Source organism: Yoonia sp. (assembly GCF_017854565.1).
Lineage (GTDB): Bacteria > Pseudomonadota > Alphaproteobacteria > Rhodobacterales > Rhodobacteraceae > Yoonia.
Genome location: NZ_JAFMHJ010000001.1, coordinates 14,474 through 32,164, shown reverse-complemented (window position 1 = coordinate 32,164; position 17,691 = coordinate 14,474). Strand labels below are relative to the sequence as shown.

General features: G+C 61.4%; 18 protein-coding genes. 9 read left to right on the top strand and 9 right to left on the bottom strand.

Annotation, left to right across the window (positions count from 1 at the left end; translation table 11 throughout):
• Positions 1 to 42: 42 nt before the first annotated feature.
• Positions 43 to 1,008 (bottom strand): 4-hydroxybenzoate octaprenyltransferase, encoded by a 966-nt coding sequence (ubiA, locus tag QZ196_RS00140; protein WP_296422620.1) that lies wholly within the window; start codon positions 1,006 to 1,008, stop codon positions 43 to 45.
• A 12-nt stretch (positions 1,009 to 1,020) separates the two neighbouring features.
• On the opposite strand from ubiA, the gene QZ196_RS00135 reads away from it, so the two are divergent.
• The 4 genes from QZ196_RS00135 to QZ196_RS00120 are packed head-to-tail and all read left to right on the top strand — an operon-like array spanning position 1,021 to position 4,518.
• Positions 1,021 to 1,743, top strand: coding sequence for a 16S rRNA (uracil(1498)-N(3))-methyltransferase (locus QZ196_RS00135; protein ID WP_296422618.1), 723 nt, complete (start codon positions 1,021 to 1,023; stop codon positions 1,741 to 1,743).
• Positions 1,740 to 2,579 carry a GNAT family N-acetyltransferase gene (locus QZ196_RS00130; RefSeq protein ID WP_296422617.1) on the top strand — a complete coding sequence of 280 codons (840 nt, stop codon included), beginning with the start codon at positions 1,740 to 1,742 and terminating at the stop codon, positions 2,577 to 2,579. Before QZ196_RS00135 ends, QZ196_RS00130 begins: the two co-directional genes overlap by 4 nt.
• Complete coding sequence (locus QZ196_RS00125) at positions 2,572 to 3,090, top strand: hypothetical protein (RefSeq protein ID WP_296422615.1); 519 nt, start codon at positions 2,572 to 2,574, stop codon at positions 3,088 to 3,090. The genes QZ196_RS00130 and QZ196_RS00125 overlap by 8 nt, the downstream gene beginning before the upstream one ends.
• A gap of 57 nt (positions 3,091 to 3,147) precedes the next feature.
• Positions 3,148 to 4,518: a glutamate--cysteine ligase gene (locus QZ196_RS00120; RefSeq protein ID WP_296422613.1), complete on the top strand. Its 1,371-nt coding sequence runs from the start codon at positions 3,148 to 3,150 to the stop codon at positions 4,516 to 4,518.
• Between the two features lie 160 nt (positions 4,519 to 4,678).
• Here QZ196_RS00120 and plsY read toward each other — a convergent pair whose 3' ends face one another.
• From plsY to QZ196_RS00095, 5 genes are all read right to left on the bottom strand, one after another.
• Entirely contained in the window at positions 4,679 to 5,296 is a 618-nt protein-coding gene (gene plsY, locus QZ196_RS00115; protein WP_296422611.1) for a glycerol-3-phosphate 1-O-acyltransferase PlsY, read from the bottom strand.
• A complete protein-coding gene (pyrC, locus tag QZ196_RS00110; protein ID WP_296422609.1) occupies positions 5,296 to 6,579 on the bottom strand; it encodes a dihydroorotase in 1,284 nt (427 codons plus the stop codon). Before pyrC ends, plsY begins: the two co-directional genes overlap by 1 nt.
• Positions 6,580 to 6,652: 73 nt before the next feature.
• Positions 6,653 to 7,207 (bottom strand): aspartate carbamoyltransferase catalytic subunit, encoded by a 555-nt coding sequence (locus QZ196_RS00105; RefSeq protein ID WP_296422607.1) that lies wholly within the window; start codon positions 7,205 to 7,207, stop codon positions 6,653 to 6,655.
• A 1-nt stretch (position 7,208) separates the two neighbouring features.
• Positions 7,209 to 7,721 (bottom strand): hypothetical protein, encoded by a 513-nt coding sequence (locus tag QZ196_RS00100; protein ID WP_296422605.1) that lies wholly within the window; start codon positions 7,719 to 7,721, stop codon positions 7,209 to 7,211.
• Positions 7,718 to 8,668, bottom strand: a complete 951-nt coding sequence (locus tag QZ196_RS00095; RefSeq protein WP_296422603.1) for an aspartate carbamoyltransferase catalytic subunit — start codon at positions 8,666 to 8,668, stop codon at positions 7,718 to 7,720. The genes QZ196_RS00100 and QZ196_RS00095 overlap by 4 nt, the downstream gene beginning before the upstream one ends.
• 105 nt (positions 8,669 to 8,773) lie before the next feature.
• Between QZ196_RS00095 and QZ196_RS00090 the strand changes: the two genes are divergently transcribed.
• The 4 genes from QZ196_RS00090 to QZ196_RS00075 all read left to right on the top strand — a co-directional run bounded on the left by QZ196_RS00090 (position 8,774) and on the right by QZ196_RS00075 (position 15,023).
• Positions 8,774 to 9,562, top strand: coding sequence for a uracil-DNA glycosylase (locus tag QZ196_RS00090; RefSeq protein ID WP_296423030.1), 789 nt, complete (start codon positions 8,774 to 8,776; stop codon positions 9,560 to 9,562).
• Positions 9,559 to 10,101, top strand: coding sequence for a molybdenum cofactor biosynthesis protein B (gene moaB / locus QZ196_RS00085; protein WP_296422601.1), 543 nt, complete (start codon positions 9,559 to 9,561; stop codon positions 10,099 to 10,101). The genes QZ196_RS00090 and moaB overlap by 4 nt, the downstream gene beginning before the upstream one ends.
• 75 nt (positions 10,102 to 10,176) lie before the next feature.
• Complete coding sequence (locus QZ196_RS00080) at positions 10,177 to 11,631, top strand: HlyD family efflux transporter periplasmic adaptor subunit (protein WP_296422599.1); 1,455 nt, start codon at positions 10,177 to 10,179, stop codon at positions 11,629 to 11,631.
• On the top strand, positions 11,631 to 15,023 hold the full coding sequence (locus QZ196_RS00075) for an efflux RND transporter permease subunit (protein ID WP_296422596.1): 3,393 nt from the start codon (positions 11,631 to 11,633) through the stop codon (positions 15,021 to 15,023). The genes QZ196_RS00080 and QZ196_RS00075 overlap by 1 nt, the downstream gene beginning before the upstream one ends.
• Here QZ196_RS00075 and QZ196_RS00070 read toward each other — a convergent pair.
• On the bottom strand, positions 15,020 to 15,820 hold the full coding sequence (locus QZ196_RS00070; protein WP_296422594.1) for a protein-disulfide reductase DsbD domain-containing protein: 801 nt from the start codon (positions 15,818 to 15,820) through the stop codon (positions 15,020 to 15,022). The two genes, QZ196_RS00075 and QZ196_RS00070, sit on opposite strands and share 4 nt — an antisense overlap.
• 104 nt (positions 15,821 to 15,924) lie before the next feature.
• Here QZ196_RS00070 and QZ196_RS00065 point away from each other — a divergent pair, with 104 nt between their 5' ends.
• Complete coding sequence (locus QZ196_RS00065; RefSeq protein ID WP_296422592.1) at positions 15,925 to 16,494, top strand: YqgE/AlgH family protein; 570 nt, start codon at positions 15,925 to 15,927, stop codon at positions 16,492 to 16,494.
• Here the strand turns inward: QZ196_RS00065 and QZ196_RS00060 are convergent.
• Together QZ196_RS00060 and QZ196_RS00055 are read right to left on the bottom strand one after the other, a co-directional pair.
• The gene (locus tag QZ196_RS00060; RefSeq protein ID WP_296422590.1) at positions 16,454 to 17,128 is read right to left on the bottom strand and encodes a hypothetical protein; all 675 of its coding nucleotides are present in this window, start codon (positions 17,126 to 17,128) and stop codon (positions 16,454 to 16,456) included. The two genes, QZ196_RS00065 and QZ196_RS00060, sit on opposite strands and share 41 nt — an antisense overlap.
• Positions 17,128 to 17,688 carry a TlpA disulfide reductase family protein gene (locus QZ196_RS00055; protein ID WP_296422589.1) on the bottom strand — a complete coding sequence of 187 codons (561 nt, stop codon included), beginning with the start codon at positions 17,686 to 17,688 and terminating at the stop codon, positions 17,128 to 17,130. The genes QZ196_RS00060 and QZ196_RS00055 overlap by 1 nt, the downstream gene beginning before the upstream one ends.
• Between the last annotated feature and the right edge of the window lie 3 nt (positions 17,689 to 17,691).

Sequence of the window (17,691 nt, the reverse complement as noted above, 5' to 3'; positions counted from 1 at the left end):
ATATTGCGCCTTACCCATAGGGTGCAGCGCGCCGGGGTTCAATCATACCAAAAGGGCAACAGCGAAAAACGGCAAGGGGAGCAGCCCGGCGTTTCTGTTTGAGCGAAAAAGCCTGAGGAGGCCGTCATTGTCGTCGGCGTCGAAACGCTGAATCTGCCAAGTCAGGTGCCAACCCAGCGCCCAAGGCCCGCCGATGGCAATGACCAGCGACAGGATCGAGCGGTTCCAACAGGCCAGAACGACCGCCAGACCAAAGAGAATGACTGTCAGCGTCAGGAATAGCCGCAGCCAGAGCCGGGTCTTGTCGCCAAAGAGCCGGGCGGTGGATTTGACGCCGATCAGGGCGTCGTCCTCGGTGTCTTGATGGGCATAGATCGTGTCGTAAAACAGGGTCCATGCAATGCCCGCCGTGTAGAGCACCAGCGGGACCGGGCCGATGTTGTCGGTGTGCGCCGCCCATGCCAGCAGGGCGCCCCAGTTAAACGCCAGTCCCAGAAAGACCTGCGGCCACCATGTGAACCGTTTGGCAAAGGGATAGATCGCCACGGGCAGCAGGGCGATGACGCCAAGGATGATCGCGGTGTCATAAAACGTCAGCAGGATGATCAGGGACACCAGCGCCTGTGCGACCATCCACACCACGGCGCCGCGCACCGACACCTGCCCCGATGGAATGGGGCGTGACCGGGTCCGGGCGACCTGTGCATCGAAATTCCGGTCGGTGATGTCGTTCCACGTGCAGCCCGCGCCGCGCATCAAAAACGCGCCGATGCCGCAGCCTGCGACGATCCACAGATCGTGGGTGCCCAAGCTGTCGGTCGCCAAAATCGCCAGTGAAAGCCCCCACAGGCAGGGCAGATACAGCAGCCAGGTGCCAATAGGCCGATCCGCCCGGCTGAGCCGCAAGAACGGACGGCTGAATGCGGGCGCACTGTGATCGACCCAATTGCCCTTCACGGCATCGGCAACGGTGCCTTTGGGCTCTGGCAAATCGGGATTGTCGGTCATATGGTCGGCCTCATGGCATCGAAGGTTCGGCTTTATGTAGATCACCCTCTGGGTGAAGGGCAATCGGTTCCGCTGTCGCGGGATCAGGCGCATTACCTGTTTGGGGTGATGCGAATGGCTGACGGCACCGTGCTGTCGCTGATCAATGGCCGTGATGGCGAATGGGATGCCGAGGTGATCGAGGCGGGCAAAAAGGGTGGCATTTTGATGTGCCGGGTGCAGACCCGCCCGCTGCTGATGCCGCCTGACCTGTGGTTGCTGTTCGCGCCGATCCGCAAGGAGCGCACGGCGTTCATTGTCGAAAAAGCAGTAGAGATGGGTGCGGCCCGGATTATACCGCTGCAGACCGAATATACCAATAATGCCGACCGTATCCGGCAGGACAAATTGCAGGCCCATGCGGTTGAGGCAGCCGAGCAATGCGGGGGCACGTTTGTGCCGCCGGTCGATGCGCTGCAAAAACTGGATCGTGTGCTGGCGGATTGGCCTGCGGGGCGGCAGTTGATGTTTTGTGACGAGGCGATGATCGGCGATCCTGTCGGGCTGCCTGATATCGCGGGGCCATGGGCGATTGTAATCGGTCCAGAAGGCGGATTTTCAACCAAAGAGCGGGACCGGCTGCGCGCGCTGGCCTTTGCCCATCCGGTGAGCCTTGGCCCGCGGATTTTGCGCGCTGATACGGCGGCGGTTGCCGCGCTGACGGTTTGGCAGCAGGCGCTGGGGGATTGGGGATGATCGCCGCGACCGAAGCCGACCGTCCCGCAATTGAGGCGTTTTTGCACGCACATGCCGCCATGTCGATCTATCCGCTGACATATTTGGCCCGGCATGGGATGGCGGGGGGCCATAGCCATGCGATGAAGTTTTGGCTGCGGTGGCACGATGGCAGGCTGACGGATGTGATTGCGGTGACGCAGGCTGGAAATATCTATCCGCAGTGCACCACCAATGTCTGGGCTGCGGCGGCTGCGGCCTTGGCGGGGACGAAAACCCACAGCTTTAGCGGTGAAGCGGATCAGATTGCACAATTGCGTGTGGCGATTAGGCTGACCCATCGGGCCAGCGTCGATCTGGTGGAACCTTACTATGTGTTGCCGTTGGATCAGCTTGTCGTGCCTGACGTGGGCGCGTTGACGTTGCACCCGCTGGATGCGGTGCCGCTGGAGTTGTTGACGACGTGGCGGGCGATGTTCTTGATGGAATCGCTCTCAAATATGGTCGAAACGGCGGTCAAACGGGCGGTCGCTGAATTGCGGGCGTTGATCGCATTGGACACCCACCGCGTGTTGATGGATCGCGGCAGACCTGTGGCGATGACCGGTTTCAACGGCGCGTTTCGTGATATCGTGCAGGTTGGTGGCGTCTTTACCCCGCCAGAGCTGCGGTCGCGTGGCTATGCCCGGATCGCCGTTGCGCTGCATTTGCTGGAAGCGCGCGCGCAGGGCGTGCAACGTGCGACACTGGCTGCGGCGAACGTAAAGGCCGCCCGCGCCTATGAGGCGATCGGGTTTCGGCGCAACGGTAGCTTTGCCGGTGTTTTTTACGATGAAGCGCAGGTGATCTGTGGCTGAGTTTTTGCGCCCTGAAGCGCGTGCGCTGTTGTGGCGCTGGCGCGATGTGCTGTTGGGGCTGGCGTTTGTGCTGCTGGGGCTGTGGTGGGGGCTGCGCAGCTTTGGGTTTGTGCAGTGGCTGGGATTTGGCCTGATGGCGTTTGGGGTGGTCTGGTCGGTCGCGGGCGTGCAGCGTGCCCGGTTTCGTCAGGGTGGCGACGGCCCCGGTGTGGTGCAGGTCAGGGAACGGCGGCTGGCGTATTTTGGGCCGCTGGACGGCGGTGTGATGGATGTCGCCGACATGACCATGCTGGAGCTTGACCCCACGGGCCACCCCGCCCCGCAGTGGATTCTGACCGGCGTCGGCGGGCAGCGGATCGCCATTCCGATCAGTGCAAAAGGTGCCGAAGATCTGTTTGACGTCTTTGCCGCCCTGCCGGGGATCAAGACCAGCGCCGTTCTGGACGTGCTTTCGCGCACACCTGATGCGCGGCTGATTATTTGGAGCCGGGTGCGACCGCTCTTGCATTGACAGCGGGGTTGGTTCACTTCACCGATAGTTTTTTATACCAAAAATGGAGCCTGCCCCATGTCTATCCCTCAATCCGGCGGTGGCCCTATTGAACATTATGCGCAGCTTGTGGATCTGCTGGCGGACGGCTGCAAGCCCAAGGACCAGTGGCGCATCGGCACCGAGCATGAAAAATTCGGCTATTGTCAGGATACGCTGTTGCCGCTGCCCTATGACGGGCCACGGTCGATCAAGGCGGTTCTGGAAGGGTTGCAGGGGCGGTTCGGCTGGAATCCGGTCATGGAGGGCGATAACCTGATCGGGTTGGTCAAAGATGGCGCGAATGTCAGCCTTGAGCCGGGTGGACAACTGGAACTGTCGGGTGCCCCGCTTGAGACGATCCACCAGACCTGTGACGAGGTGAACCAGCATCTGCTGGAAGTGAAGGCGGTTTCGGATGAGATCGGTGTCAAGTTTATCGGGCTTGGGGCCGCGCCGGAATGGACGCACGCGCAGATGCCGCTGATGCCCAAGGGCCGGTACAAGCTGATGAACGACTATATGGAAAAGGTCGGCACCCACGGCACGCAGATGATGCGCCGCACCTGTACGGTGCAGGTGAACCTTGATTTCGGGTCCGAGGCGGACATGGTGCAAAAGCTGCGCGTGGCCTTGGCACTGCAGCCAGTGGCTACCGCGTTGTTTGCCAATTCCCCGTTTTTTGAGGGCAAGCCGAATGGCCACAAATCGTGGCGCGCCCGTATCTGGCGCGATCTGGATGCGGACCGGACGGGCATGTTGCCGTGGGTATTCGAGGACGGCATGGGGTTTGAGCGCTGGGTCGAGTGGGTGCTGGATGTGCCGATGTATTTTGTCTATCGCGATGGCAAATATATCAATGCGCTGGGCCAGTCGTTCCGCGATTTCCTGAAGGGCGAGTTGCCTGCGCTGCCGGGTGAAAAGCCGCTGTTGTCGGATTGGGCCGACCATTTGACCACGGTCTTCCCGGAGGCACGGATCAAGCAATTTATCGAGATGCGCGGCGCGGATGGCGGCCCTTGGCGTCGATTGTGCGCGCTGCCTGCGTTCTGGGTGGGTCTGATGTATGATCAGACCGCCTTGGATGCCGCATGGGACCTGTGCAAGGACTGGACCGCAGAACAGCGCGAAGCCCTGCGTGTCGCCGCATCGGTGGACGGTTTGCAGGCAAAGGTCGATGGTATCGACATGCACGCGCTTGCCCGCGAGGCGGTTGCGATTTCAGAGGCTGGTTTGAAGGCCCGCGCGATGCCCGGTGCCGGTGGTCTGGTCCCAGACGAGACGCATTTCCTGAATACGCTGAAGGAAACGGTCGAGACCGGCAAGACCCCGGCGGATGAATTGCTTGACCATTACAACGGCGACTGGAACGGCGATCTGAAGCGGATTTACGCAGATTACAGCTATTGACGGCAGTGCGGCTGTCTATGGCGTGGCGTCCGGCAGGACGCGCAGGCCCAGTGCCTCGGCCAGCAGTTTTTCGCCCTTGCCTTGGGCCACTTGGCTGCGCGTCACGATATTGCGTTGGCCGTCGGAAATGCCGTGAAAGGCCGGGTTCGATGGCAACGGACTAGGTTTTGGCCGTTTTCGCACCGATTTTGGTTTCGGTCCCGGCGCGCAGGCGTTTGATGTTGTCCCAGTGCCGCGCGTACATCAGCAAGCACAGCACGATGGCGAGCAAGAAAGTGGTGCCGTACCCGGTGAAGGCCATCACGACCGGGGTCCATCCCGCAGCGATCAGCGCCGCAAGCGACGAATAGCGGCTGATCAGCGCGACGACCAGCCAGATGCCACAGGCGGCGACGCCCATGGGCCACGCAAGGGCCAGCAGGATGCCCAGATAGGTCGCAACCCCTTTGCCGCCTTTGAAGCCCAGCCAAACCGGGAAGCAATGCCCCAGAAAGGCCATAAGTGCCGCGATTTGGGCGGCGTCTTCGGCTGCGATCATACGGGCGGCCAAGACGGCGATGGCCCCTTTGAGCGCGTCAAACAGAAGCGTCAGTGCAGCGGCCTTTTTGTTGCCGGTACGCAGGACGTTGGTGGCGCCGATGTTGCCCGATCCGATTTCGCGCAGATTGCCAAGGTTCATCATCCGGGCAAGGATCATGCCGCTGGGGATCGACCCCAGCAGATAGCCAATGCCGCCCCAGATGATCATGATGAGTGCCGTGCTTTCGATGATGGGCATCAGTGACCCTCCCAGATGCGGGTGCCTGCGACCCATGTGCCAAGGACTTTGCCCTGCATACGTGCCCCGTCAAACGGGGTGTTTTTCGATTTCGACATCAGACGCGCGCGGTCCAGTTGGAACGGCGCATCGGGGTCGAACAAGATCAGATCGGCCGGGGCGCCTGCCAACAGCCGCCCAGCGGCAAGGCCAAGCAGATGCGCAGGGTTTAACGAAAGTGCCCGAAACAGACGCGGCAGGTCGATTGCATCGGCATGGTACAGTCGCAGGGCGGCCGGCAGCAGCGTTTCCAGTCCCACGGCGCCGCTGGCGGCTTCTTCGAAGGGCAGGCGTTTGCTTTCTTCGTCTTGGGGGCTGTGCATCGAACTGATGATGTCGATCAGGCCGTCGGCCACGGCCTGCACGACGGCCTGCCTGTCGTCTTCGCTGCGCAGCGGTGGTTTGAGTTTGAAGAAGGTCCGGTAGTCGGCGACGTCCAGTTCGTTCAGCGTCAGGTGGTGGATGCCGATCCCCGCCGTGATGCGCAGCCCGTTCCGTTTGGCGCGTTCCAGCGCGGGCAGGGCGCGGGCGGTTGTGATCTGATCGGCGTGATAGCGCGCACCGGTCATTTCCAGCAGCGCGATATCGCGGTCCAGCGCCATGCGTTCGGCCATGGGCGACACACCCGGCAGGCCGCGCAGAGAGGCGAATTTGCCCGATGTCACGGCCGCGCCGTCAGACAGGCCCGGATCCTGGACGTGGGCAATGACCAGCGCGTCGAGGGAACGCGCGTAGGTCAGGGCGCGGCTAAAGACCTTGGTGTTGCTGATCACCCGGTCGCAATCGGTAAAGGCCACGGCGCCTGCGTCCTGGAGAAAACCGATTTCGGTCATCTCGCGGCCATCGCGCCCTTTGGTCAGGGCGGCCATTGGCAACACGTTGACGGGCGCATCGAGCGCGGCGCGGCGGGCGACGAATTCAAGCGTTTCAGGGGTGTCGATGGCGGGGCTGGTATCGGGGCGTGTCACGATTGTGGTGACGCCTCCGGCGGCGGCCGCGCGCCCGGCAGTGCGAAAGGATTCCTTGTGGCGTTCGCCCGGTTCGCTGACTTTTACGCCGATGTCGATGATCCCCGGCGCCAGACATTGGCCACCGCAATCAATGACGCTGGCACCTTTTGGGGGCGTCGGCGCGGTTTCGTAGACCGCGGTGATTTTGCCATTGCGCATCAACAGCGCGCCGCGGCTGTCGGTCAGCGCGACGGGGTCGATCAAACGGGCGTTGATGAAAAGGGTCTGTGTCATTTTACGAGACTTCCTGCATGGCGGTGTTTTGCCGGGAAATTACCTGTGGGGCAAGGGTTGATCCGATTTGCGATCATGCGCTGCCGTCCTGAATTTGGCGCAGGTGGCCAAGTACGGCGTGCCCATCGCGGATGCGTTCAAAGCCAATGGGCATGTCGATTTTCATACCGTTTTTGGCACGCAGGCTGTTTTTGGCGAAGATGATGCTGGGGAGGGTCGCGTCCTGGTAGTCGATCACGGTGTCTTTGGTGATCGGATAGGATTTGAGGCTGCGACCGATGAGCGGCAGATTGGTGGCGATATACGCGCGTTTGTCGGTCAGCATGTATGATGTCCGCCGGCGGCCATATGCGGGTTTGAGCAGTGATCCCGCTGCAAGCGCGATGCCGACGGCCATGTGGATCAAGCCAATCATCCACACTTTGCTGCCTGCCTGCGCCGAGACGATCATCCAATAAAGCGCGGAGCCGGCAAAAACGGTGCCGAATGCGGCGCCGAGGATCATCCTGAAGCTGAGGATAAAGCCGCTGTCGGGCTGACCCTGCCAGATGATCGTTTCGTCCTTGTCCACAACCCCGGCCCATTGGTCGTGGGGGGGTGTTCGCGTGGTGTCGGTCAGTGTCGGCACGTCAGCCCGCCACCCAGATCATCAGCCCAACCAGCGCGAACATCAGCAAAAGCGCCACGGTGGCCACCATGCCGCCGATGCGGGCGTCGGATTTGGGTGCTTTGGTCGGTGGGCTGCCGATCACGCCTTTGGCCGAGGCGTCGGGCAGGTGCGTTGGCGCGATCAGTTCCATGGTGGGCGCGTAGGTCGTGACGTGGCGGACACCGGGCGCAAGCGAGAGCGTGACCTTTTCGCTGCGTGCTGCGCGCGACAGGATCAGGATCGCATAGCCGGTGATCGTGTTCACTGCGTCACGGTCCATGGCATCGGTCGCCATGTCGTAGCCTTGGGCAATATAGTCGCTGAGCATGAGGGGGCCGAGATCGGCAATGTTGACGACGTCGATATATGTGGGGTCCAGCGCGTCTGTGCCCAAAAGCTGCGCCAGTTGATCGGGCGCGTCGGGGGCCAGCGGGGTTTGCGTAGCAAGGACGCGGATTTGGCCAAAGTCATTGGCGGGAATATCGAGGGTCATACCATGACCTCTTGGCGTTGGGCCCGCAGGTTCCGGGCCAGAAGGTCCATTGCGGCCATGCGCACGGCGACGCCCATTTCGACCTGTTCCTGAATCACGGAGCGGTTGATGTCGTCGGCGATGTTGCCGTCGATTTCAACGCCGCGGTTCATCGGGCCGGGGTGCATCACGATGGCATCGGGTTTGGCGTGGCTGAGTTTGGCGGCATCAAGGCCGTAGCGGTGGAAATATTCCCGCTCTGACGGGATGAAACCGCCATCCATCCGTTCCTTTTGAAGGCGCAGCATCATGACGACATCGACGTCGCGCAGGCCCTCTTCCATGTTCTCGAACACCTCGCAGCCGAATTCGGAGACGCCTGCGGGCATCAGTGTGGGGGGCGCGATCAGCCTGATCCGGTTTTCCATTTTGCCCAGCAGCATGATATTGGACCGCGCGACGCGGCTGTGGGCGATGTCGCCGCAGATGGCGATGGACAGACGGTGCAACCTTCCTTTGGCACGGCGGATGGTCAGCGCATCCAGCAAGGCCTGCGTGGGATGTTCGTGTTTGCCGTCGCCTGCATTGAGCACCGCGCAGTTCACCTTTTGCGCCAGCAGATCGACTGCGCCCGAATGTGGGTGCCGCACGACCAGCAGATCGGGGCGCATTGCGTTCAGGGTCAGCGCGGTGTCGATCAGGGTTTCGCCTTTTTTGATCGACGACGCCTGCATCCCCATGTTCATCACATCGGCACCAAGCCGTTTGCCGGCCAGCTCAAAACTTGCCTGCGTGCGGGTGGAGCTTTCGAAAAACATGTTGATTTGCGTCAGCCCGGCCAACACGTCGCGGTGGGCGATGCCGCGGCGGTTATGGTCGGCGTAGCTGTCGGCAAGGTCGAGCAGGGTGGTGATTTCGGTGGGGTGCAGGTGTTCGATGCCCAGTAGATGCTTGGCGCGGAATGTCATGGCGGGCTCCTGATCGTGGTTTGTTGCACTTATAGGCAGGCCAATGGCGCGCATCAATGGCAGACCCACTGCACATCCGCTGCGATCCGGCATATCGTGCTGGTTATGGATTCGGGCAACACATATTGGGACGACCGCGCGCTGCTGGAATGGCAGGTCGAGTTGGGCGTGACGGATGCGATTTTGGACGCGCCGGTGGATCGCTATGCGTTGGAGGTGGCCAAGCCTGCGCCCACGGCCAAGCTGGCACCTGCGCCTGACGGGCCGCCGCCCATCCCGGAGCCGGTCGCTGTTGATGCTGTTGCCATCGCGCGCGCTGCGGCTGCGGGGGCGCATGATTTACCAGCGTTGGCAGCCGCGATGGAAGCGTTCGAACTGTGTGAGATTAAGCGCGGCGCGCGGCGTTTTGTGTTCGCGGACGGGTCGCCTGCGGCGCGGGTGATGATTATCGGCGAGCCGCCGGACCGCGACGAGGACCGGGCGGGCAAGCCGTTTGTCGGGCGGGCCGGGCAATTGTTGGACCGGATGCTGGAAGCGATTGATCTGGGGCGTGCCCCAGCGGATGCGCATCGCGGCGTCTATGTCACCACTGTGTTGCCGTGGCGACCACCGACGAACCGCACGCCGGATGCGGATGAGCTTGCGATGATGTTGCCGTTTTTGTACCGCCATATCGCGCTGGCCGATCCGCAGGTGATTGTGCTGATGGGCAATACGCCCTGTCAGGCGTTGCTGGGGCGCAATGGGATCAGCCGGATACGTGGTGAATGGGCCGAGGTCATGGGCCGCCCGACATTGCCCATGTTCCATCCCGATCATTTGCTGCGGAATGTCGCGGCCAAGCGCGAAGCGTGGGCAGATTTATTGGCATTAAAGGCGAGGTTGCAGGCATGAGCCGGATTGATGAGACGATGGCGTTTGTGCCGGTGCGCATTGCGGTGCTGACGGTCAGCGATACCCGCCAGTTGGCCAATGATAAATCGGGTCAGGTTCTGGTGGATCGGATTGCCGCCGCCGGGCACACGCTTGCCGATCGCAAGATCATCACTGATGAGCGCGACCAGATTTCCGATCAGCTGCGCATATGGTGTGCGGATGACGGCATTGACGTTGTGATTTCCACCGGGGGGACGGGCCTGACCGGGCGCGATGTCACCGTCGAGGCGCACCGGGATGTGTATGAAAAGGAAATTGATGCCTTTGGCACGGTCTTCACCATCGTCAGCATGAAAAAGATCGGCACCAGCGCTGTGCAAAGCCGGGCAACGGCGGGTGTCGCGCAGGGCACGTATTTGTTTGCGCTGCCGGGCAGTCCGGGTGCGTGCAAGGATGCGTGGGATGAAATTTTGGGCAGACAGCTCGATTATCGGCACCGGCCCTGCAATTTTGTGGAGATCATGCCGCGATTGGACGAACATCTGCGCCGTAAGTAACATGTTACTGCGTGAAACTGGACGGACAGGCCTGCGGGGCCTATCTGTGTGAAGTTGATCAAGGATACCTGAATAATGCGTTTTCTGCGTCGTAGCCTGATGGGCATCTTTCTGTTGGCAGTGACCCTTGCGATTATCGCATGGGCCGGGATTTTGGTGCGCGGTGCCGTTGTCGCCCGGATGAACGAAGAACCCCGCAGTTTCCCGCAGCGCGAACGTGTGTTTGCAGTGAATGTTGTGACGATAGTGCCGGTGACGATCACGCCCGAGTTGACGGTTTTCGGCGAATTGCGTAGCCAGCGCACGCTTGATTTGCGCAGTGCGACGGGTGGCACGGTTCTTGAGGCGAGCGATGCGTTGATCGAAGGGGGCACCGTGACTGCGGGCCAGCGTCTGCTGCGTATCGACCCGGTCGAGGCGCAGGCGGCGTTGGACCGTGTGCGTGCGGACCTACAGGATGCTCAGGCCGAGCTGCGCGATGCGGAACGTGCGCTGATCTTGGCCCGCGATGAGCTGACGGGCGCGCAGGCGCAGGCCAGCCTGCAAGAACAGGCGCTGGTCCGTGCCCGCGATTTGCAGACCCGTGGTGTGGGCACGACCGCCGCAGTTGAAAACGCAGCACTGGCCGCGTCCAGCGCGCAGGCATCGGTTTTGAACCGCAGGCAATCGCTGGCGTCTGCCGAGGCACGGATTGATCAGGCCATGACCCGCCTTGCCCGCGCCCGCATCAGCGTCGCCGAGGCCGAGCGCGAGGTCGCGAATACGGAGGTTTTCGCAGCTTTTGATGGGACTTTGGCTGATGTCACGATCAGCCTTGGTGGTCGGGTCGCCGCAAATGAACGCTTTGCGCAATTGGTTGATCCCACCCGGCTAGAGGTCGCGTTTCGGGTGTCCACATCGCAATATGCCCGGCTTTTGGATGGCAATGGGACGTTGATCACAGCGCCGGTGCGGGTGGCGTTGGATGTGTCGGGCGTAAACCTGCACGCCACGGGCCAGATTACCCGCGAGGGGGCGACCGTGGGTGCGGGGCAGACAGGTCGGTTACTGTTTGCACGGCTGGAGGCATCGCCGGGGTTTCGTCCCGGTGATTTTGTGACCGTCAGCATTGCGGAACCGGCGCTGGAAAACGTGGCATTGGTGCCGGCGACGGCCGTGGCGGCGGATCAAACCGTTCTTGTCGTGGGTGACGATGACCGGCTGGAAAGTGGTGCGGTGACATTGCTGCGCCGTCAGGGCGATGATGTGATTATCGGCATTGGCGATTTGGCGGGAGCGACGATTGTTGCCGAGCGGTCGCCATTGCTGGGCGCGGGGATCAAGGTGCGCCCGATCCGTCCCGGTGTGGTCGAGGAACCGACAGGTCCCGCGATGATCACGCTGGATGCGGAGCGGCGCGAGAAGCTGATGAGCTTTGTCACCGAAAGCCGCATGCCCGATGAGGTGAAGGCCCGGATAATTGGCCAGCTTGAGGCCGAACAGGTTTCGTCTGAAACGGTGGAGAGGCTGGAAAGCCGGATGGGCAGCTGATGGCAACCGGTGGTGACAAGCTAAGCGCACGGGCCGGGGGTATCCTGTCGTATTTTACCCGCCATGGCACGGCGGCAAATCTGCTGTTGGTGCTGATGATTACCTCGGGGTTGTTTGCATATCCCAATATGCGCGCACAGTTTTTTCCCGATGTCGTAGTGGATGATCTGACGGTTTCGGTGACGTGGCAGGGGGCCGGCGCCGAAGATGTGGATGCGGCCATTGTGCAGGTGTTGGAGCCTGTGTTGCTGGGGGTTGAGGGCGTGACGTCTTCGTCATCGCGATCCAACGAAGGACGCGCGTCGATCCAGCTGGAGTTTGAGCCGGGGTATGACATTGACCGTGCGGCCGAGGACGTGCAGCTGGCCGTTGATAGCACCAGTAACCTGCCCGAAGATGCAGAAGATCCCAATGTGCGCCGGGGCGGCTGGTCGGATCGGGTGACGGATGTGGTGATCACCGGCCCTGTCGGGGTCGATCAGCTGGGCCGTTTTGCCGATGAAATGGCGATCCGGCTGTTTGCCGAAGGTGTGACCAGCGTGATTATCCAAGGCGTTGCGGCGCCGTCCACGATTGTCGAGGTGCCGTCGCTGTCGCTGATTGAGCACGATATTGGCATGTCCGAGATCGCCCAGCGGATCGCCGAAGAGGCGGCTGCCGCGCCGGCTGGTGACGTGTCCGCGAACGCCCGTGTCCGGACCGGCGTGGCCAAGCGAAGTGCCGAGGACATTGGCGCGATCGTGCTGCGGTCGCACCCTGACGGGTCCAAGCTGACCATTGCGGATGTGGCTGATATCAGGGTGGAAGGCACCGACCGGGACCGCGCATATTTCGTGGGCGATGATCCGGCGATCAAAATCCGGGTGCAGCGGTCGGCGCAGGGTGATGCAATTGGCATGCAGCGTACCGTCGAAGAGGTGGCCGATGAATTGACGGCGTCATTGCCATCGGGCGTGTCGATTGCCCTGACAAATGGCCGCGCAGAGCTGATTACCGGGCGTTTGGATATTCTGCTGGATAACGGTTTGACCGGGCTTTTGCTGGTCGTGGCATTGCTGTTCTTGTTTTTGAACGCGCGGACGGCATTCTGGGTGGCGGCCGGTATTCCTGTGGCGATGCTGGCCGCGATTGCGTTGATGTATGCGGTGGGCATCACGATCAACATGATCTCGCTTTTTGCGCTGATCATTACCTTGGGTATCGTGGTGGACGATGCGATTGTGGTGGGTGAACACGCCGATTACCGGGTCAGACAATTGGGCGAAGGCCCGGTCGAGGCCGCTGAAAACGCTGCGAAACGGATGTTTAGCCCGGTTTTTTCGGCAACGACCACGACGATCATTGCGTTTTTCGGGCTGGTGATTATTGGCGGGCGCTTTGGCGATCTTATCGCGGATATTCCGTTTACGGTGATTGTGGTCTTGGCCGCCAGTCTGGTTGAATGTTTTCTGATCTTGCCCAACCACCTGAGCCATGCGATCGCCCATTCGGCCAAGGAGCATTGGTACGATATGCCATCGCGTGTCGTGAACCGTGGCTTTGACTGGGTGCGTGAAACGCTATTCCGTCCGTTCATGGCAGGTGTGATCGCGGCGCGCTATCCGGTGTTTGCGCTGGCGTTGCTGGCGCTGGCCAGTCAGGTGTCGCTGGTCATCAAGGGCGATGTCAGTTGGCGGTTCTTTAATTCACCCGAGCAGGCGCAGGTGACCGGCAACTTTGCGATGCTGCCGGGTGCGACGCGCGACGATACGATTGCGATGATGCGCGAGATGCAGCGCGCGACCGGGGCGCTGGGTGCAAAGTATGCGGACGAATATGGCGTAAGCCCGCTCAAGTTCGTCGTGGCCGAGGTCGGTGGGAATTCGGGCCGCGCGATTGCGGGGTCGGAAACCAAGGATGCGGATCAGTTGGGGTCGATCACGATCGAGCTGATTGACGCCGACAGCCGCCCCTATTCCAGCGCGGCCTTTGTCACCGAATTGCAGGAAAGCGTGCAGCAGCACCCGATGGCCGAGACGGTCAGTTTCCGCAGTTGGGGGTCTGGTCCCGGTGGTGACAGTCTGGATATCCAGATGTTCGGCGCCGATAGCGATACGCTAAAGGCGGCGGCAGAGGCGTTGAAGACTGAACTGATCCAATACTCCGAAATTTCGGGACTTGAGGACACGCTGTCATATGACAAAGAAGAACTGATCCTTGAACTCACGCCGCAGGGGCAGGCGCTGGGGCTGAGTATTGACGGGCTGGGACGTGTATTGCGCAACCGGTTGGGCGGGATCGAGGCGGCGAGCTATCCCGAGGGTGCGCGCTCGGCTACGATCCGGGTGGAATTGCCTGATGGCGAATTGTCGGCCGATTTTCTGGACCGCACCCAGATCAGGACGCCCGATGGCGTTTATGTCCCACTGGCCGATGTGGTCACGGTGCAAAGCCGGACCGGTTTTTCGACGGTGCAGCGCGAAAATGGGATTCAGCTGATTTCCGTGATTGGCGATCTGGATGATGACAACGCCGAGCGCGCGACCGAAATTCAGAAGATTATCAACGATGATATTCTGCCCCGGATCGAGAGCAACTTTGGCATTGAAACAAAGCTGTCGGGGCTGAGCGAGCAAGAGAACCAGTTCCTAAGCGATGCCTTGAATGGGCTGGTTCTGGTTTTGTTGGGGATTTACCTGACCTTGGCATGGGTTTTCAGTAGCTGGACCCGCCCTCTGGTGGTGATGGCGATTATTCCCTTTGGTCTGGTTGGCACCATTTACGGCCATAACCTGTGGGGTATTCCGATGAGTATGTTCACGGTCGTCGGTCTGATCGGGATGGTCGGGATTATCATCAACGACAGTATCGTGCTGGTCACGACGGTGGATGAATATGCCGCTGATCGCGGGCTGGTGCCTGCGATTATTGATGGCGCAGCGGATCGTTTGCGCCCTGTGATGCTGACCACGATGACGACGGTACTGGGCCTTGCGCCGCTTCTTTATGAGCGGTCCAATCAGGCAGAGTTTCTAAAGCCGACGGTGGTCACGCTGGTGTTTGGTCTGGGTTTCGGCATGATATTGGTGCTGCTGATCGTGCCGTCGCTGATGGCGATGCAGGCCGATGTGTATCGGCAGGTGCAATCGGCCAAACGCGCGTTGGGTGGCCGACGTTTGGCGATGTTTGCCCCGGCTGGATTGGGTGCGTTGGGGGCTGTTGCCTTGTTCGCAGCACTTGTTGCGCCTGTCTTGATCACCGGGGCACCTTGGGGGCCTGTGGCGGCTGTGTTGCCGTTGCTGAACGGGGGGATCGGCGCGGCGATGGCGGGGTTTGTGGCCGGGCTGATGGTTTGGCTGCTGACGGTTTATGCTGGCGCGATGCTTGCTTTGGGCCTACGGCGCAAGGTTTAGCCCGCGGTGCAGCCTTGGATGTCGATCGCATGATCGCGGCCCAGCACGGTGATGCGCACCGCGGACCGGTCGAGCGAAAAAGCGGTGCCGCTGGTGTGGACCATATCGACGGTCGCGCGTAACTGGCGGCCGTTCCGGGTCACGTCGGCCTCTGACACCCAGATATTTGCATCACCGGCTTCGACGATGACAACCTCGGACGGGCCGGTCGTGGCGACGTCCACTGTGGCGGTCACGCGCAACCCGTCGCTGATCGGGGCGATGGTGCAGGTGACGGTGCCGACCTGCGCTTCGACCTGGGTCAAGGGCCGGCTGATCAGTGCGGCGGTAATCGCGCTGTCGCGGGTCCCGGTGACCGGCAGCGTGGCGTCGAAGGTCAGGGTGACGGGGATGCAGATTTCCTCGCAGACGCCGATGTCGATTTGGCCGCTGATCTGCGTTGACGTCTGAGGATCGGTCGTTGCGACTGTGATCGGAAAGACCACGCTGTCGTGATACCCGATTGAACGCATGCCATTTTGGTCAAACACCACTGGGATCGGCCAGTGCTGCGTGACCATGCTGATATTGCTGGAGCCGTCAAACGAAAACTGCGGCGGGATGCCTGCATCGCCGGGCGCGCGCCAATAGGTTTTCCACCCCGGCGCCAGCGTGATGCGCAGCCCGGCCATATGGTCGCCGGACGCGGTGCGCCAGCCCGGCAGGACCTCGATTTTGGCAATTTCATCAAGCGGGCCCGCGACGATTGTCGTTGGAACGGCAAGCAGGACAAGCGCGGCGCGTAAGGTTTTTATCATGACCCGTTATTTATGCATCGGCGCTGTAATGGGAAGTCACATTTGGGCGAGCCTGCGTCTGGTTGCCCCTTGCGTCAGGGGCAATGCGGGCACATCTTGTGGATATGGAAACAGAAGATACGAACCTTGTCGGCAAATTGCTGATTGCGATGCCCAATATGGGGGACCCGCGTTTTGCGCGCAGTGTCGTTTATATGTGTGCCCATTCTGACGATGGCGGCATGGGATTGATTGTGAACAAACCGCAGCGCGATGTCCAGTTTTCGGACCTGCTGGGTCAGCTTGGCATTGATAAGTCCCCGACCGTCCGTGATATCCGGGTGCATTTTGGCGGGCCGGTTGATCATGCCCGTGGCTTTGTGTTGCATTCTATCGACTATCGGTCCGAGGCTGGCACGCTGCAGGTGGATGATGCGATTGGCATGACGGCCACGCTGGATGTTCTTGAGGATATCGCACGTGGCAAAGGGCCAAGGGCCTCTATGCTGGCGCTTGGCTATGCCGGTTGGGGGCCGGGGCAGTTGGAGCGGGAGATTGCACAGAACGGCTGGCTTGTCTGCGAACCGCGCGACGAGATCCTGTTTGGCCGGGCGGATGAACATAAATGGACGGCCGCGCTGAAGGTGCTGGGGATCAACCCGCTATTGTTGTCGGCGACATCGGGGCGGGCTTAAGCCGTCTTTGCCGGGCGACGGAGATGGCGCGTTCGGTGGCCAAAGCGGGTGATGACAGCACAGGCAGCCCGGTATGCTGCAACAGGGGTGCTGCAACGGCCATGGATGCCTGGGCCAGAATGACGCAAGTGGTGTCCTTGATCAGCGCGGCATTGATGGTGTCGGCGATGCTTGCCGCAAAGCCAGCCATATTCCCCGCCTCGAACCAGGGCCATGCGTCGGCGCACATGATGATCTGCGGGGTGATCGGCTGCGTGGCGCAATCGTGCAGCAGGGCCAGCGTCGCGTTGCGGGTGCTTGCAAGGCAGATAGCGACAGCGATGTTGGGACCGTTCGCGCAGCCGGCCTGCATCAGGGGGCGGTCGATACGCAAGACGTGAGGCGCGTCGGTCGCCGCCGCATCAGCGATCGGGCCAAGTGTGGAACAGGTACAGACGACCGCATCGGCACCGGACAATGCGGTGAGTTCGCGCAGGGTTTCGTCCCTGACGGTGTCCAGCCCATCGGCCCGCGCGCGGTCCAGAAGATCGGGACGGACCCGATGTGTCACGCGGATGGCGGCGGCCTGTGCCGCGAGCAACGCATCGAACGTGGCAACATGGGCGTCGGCGGTGTGCAGAAAGGCGATGTGCATCACTTGGGTGGTTCGATCAATGCCGCCATGATGGCCAACGCACTGTCGCTGGACCAATCGGCATCGCCTTGCAAACGCCCGATTTCGTGGCCTTCGCGGTCGAGGATGATTGTCACCGGCAGGCCCAGCACGCCAAGGCTGCGGGCCAGCGATTGCCGCGCGTCGGTGTGCAAGGGCAGATTGTCGACGTTGATTTCCGCAAGAAACCGTTCCATCGCGGGGCGTGGATTGCGGCCGGTTGCGATTGTCACGACCTGCAGGTCATCACCACCCAACGCGGTCTGGAGGGCGGAAAGATGGGGCATTTCCTTGCGGCAGGGCGCACACCACGTGGCCCAGAAATTCACAACGACATATTGTCCCCGGTAGTCTGCGAGGGTCATTTCGCGACCGTCCTCGCCGGTAAACGGGATATCAGAGCTGGCTATGGGCGTGCTATGGAGGTTCAGCTTGCGCATATCGCCGGTCCGCAGGTCTGCGATTGTGGCCGTATCGGCAAAGCCTGCATTTGCAACGAGGGCGAGTGCCGTATAAAGCAGGGCTGACTTTAACTTCCGCATAGG

Coding starts and splice junctions, on each gene's coding strand:
- QZ196_RS00100 (WP_296422605.1), bottom strand. CDS start 7,721: ATGACCCTCGATATTCCCGCCAATGACTTTGGCCAAATCCGCGTCCTT.
- moaB (WP_296422601.1), top strand. CDS start 9,559: ATGAGCCGGATTGATGAGACGATGGCGTTTGTGCCGGTGCGCATTGCG.
- QZ196_RS00070 (WP_296422594.1), bottom strand. CDS start 15,820: ATGATAAAAACCTTACGCGCCGCGCTTGTCCTGCTTGCCGTTCCAACG.
- QZ196_RS00080 (WP_296422599.1), top strand. CDS start 10,177: ATGCGTTTTCTGCGTCGTAGCCTGATGGGCATCTTTCTGTTGGCAGTG.
- ubiA (WP_296422620.1), bottom strand. CDS start 1,008: ATGACCGACAATCCCGATTTGCCAGAGCCCAAAGGCACCGTTGCCGAT.
- pyrC (WP_296422609.1), bottom strand. CDS start 6,579: ATGACACAGACCCTTTTCATCAACGCCCGTTTGATCGACCCCGTCGCG.
- QZ196_RS00090 (WP_296423030.1), top strand. CDS start 8,774: ATGGATTCGGGCAACACATATTGGGACGACCGCGCGCTGCTGGAATGG.
- QZ196_RS00060 (WP_296422590.1), bottom strand. CDS start 17,128: ATGCACATCGCCTTTCTGCACACCGCCGACGCCCATGTTGCCACGTTC.
- QZ196_RS00075 (WP_296422596.1), top strand. CDS start 11,631: ATGGCAACCGGTGGTGACAAGCTAAGCGCACGGGCCGGGGGTATCCTG.
- QZ196_RS00055 (WP_296422589.1), bottom strand. CDS start 17,688: ATGCGGAAGTTAAAGTCAGCCCTGCTTTATACGGCACTCGCCCTCGTT.
- QZ196_RS00120 (WP_296422613.1), top strand. CDS start 3,148: ATGTCTATCCCTCAATCCGGCGGTGGCCCTATTGAACATTATGCGCAG.
- plsY (WP_296422611.1), bottom strand. CDS start 5,296: ATGCCCATCATCGAAAGCACGGCACTCATCATGATCATCTGGGGCGGC.
- QZ196_RS00065 (WP_296422592.1), top strand. CDS start 15,925: ATGGAAACAGAAGATACGAACCTTGTCGGCAAATTGCTGATTGCGATG.
- QZ196_RS00130 (WP_296422617.1), top strand. CDS start 1,740: ATGATCGCCGCGACCGAAGCCGACCGTCCCGCAATTGAGGCGTTTTTG.
- QZ196_RS00135 (WP_296422618.1), top strand. CDS start 1,021: ATGGCATCGAAGGTTCGGCTTTATGTAGATCACCCTCTGGGTGAAGGG.
- QZ196_RS00095 (WP_296422603.1), bottom strand. CDS start 8,668: ATGACATTCCGCGCCAAGCATCTACTGGGCATCGAACACCTGCACCCC.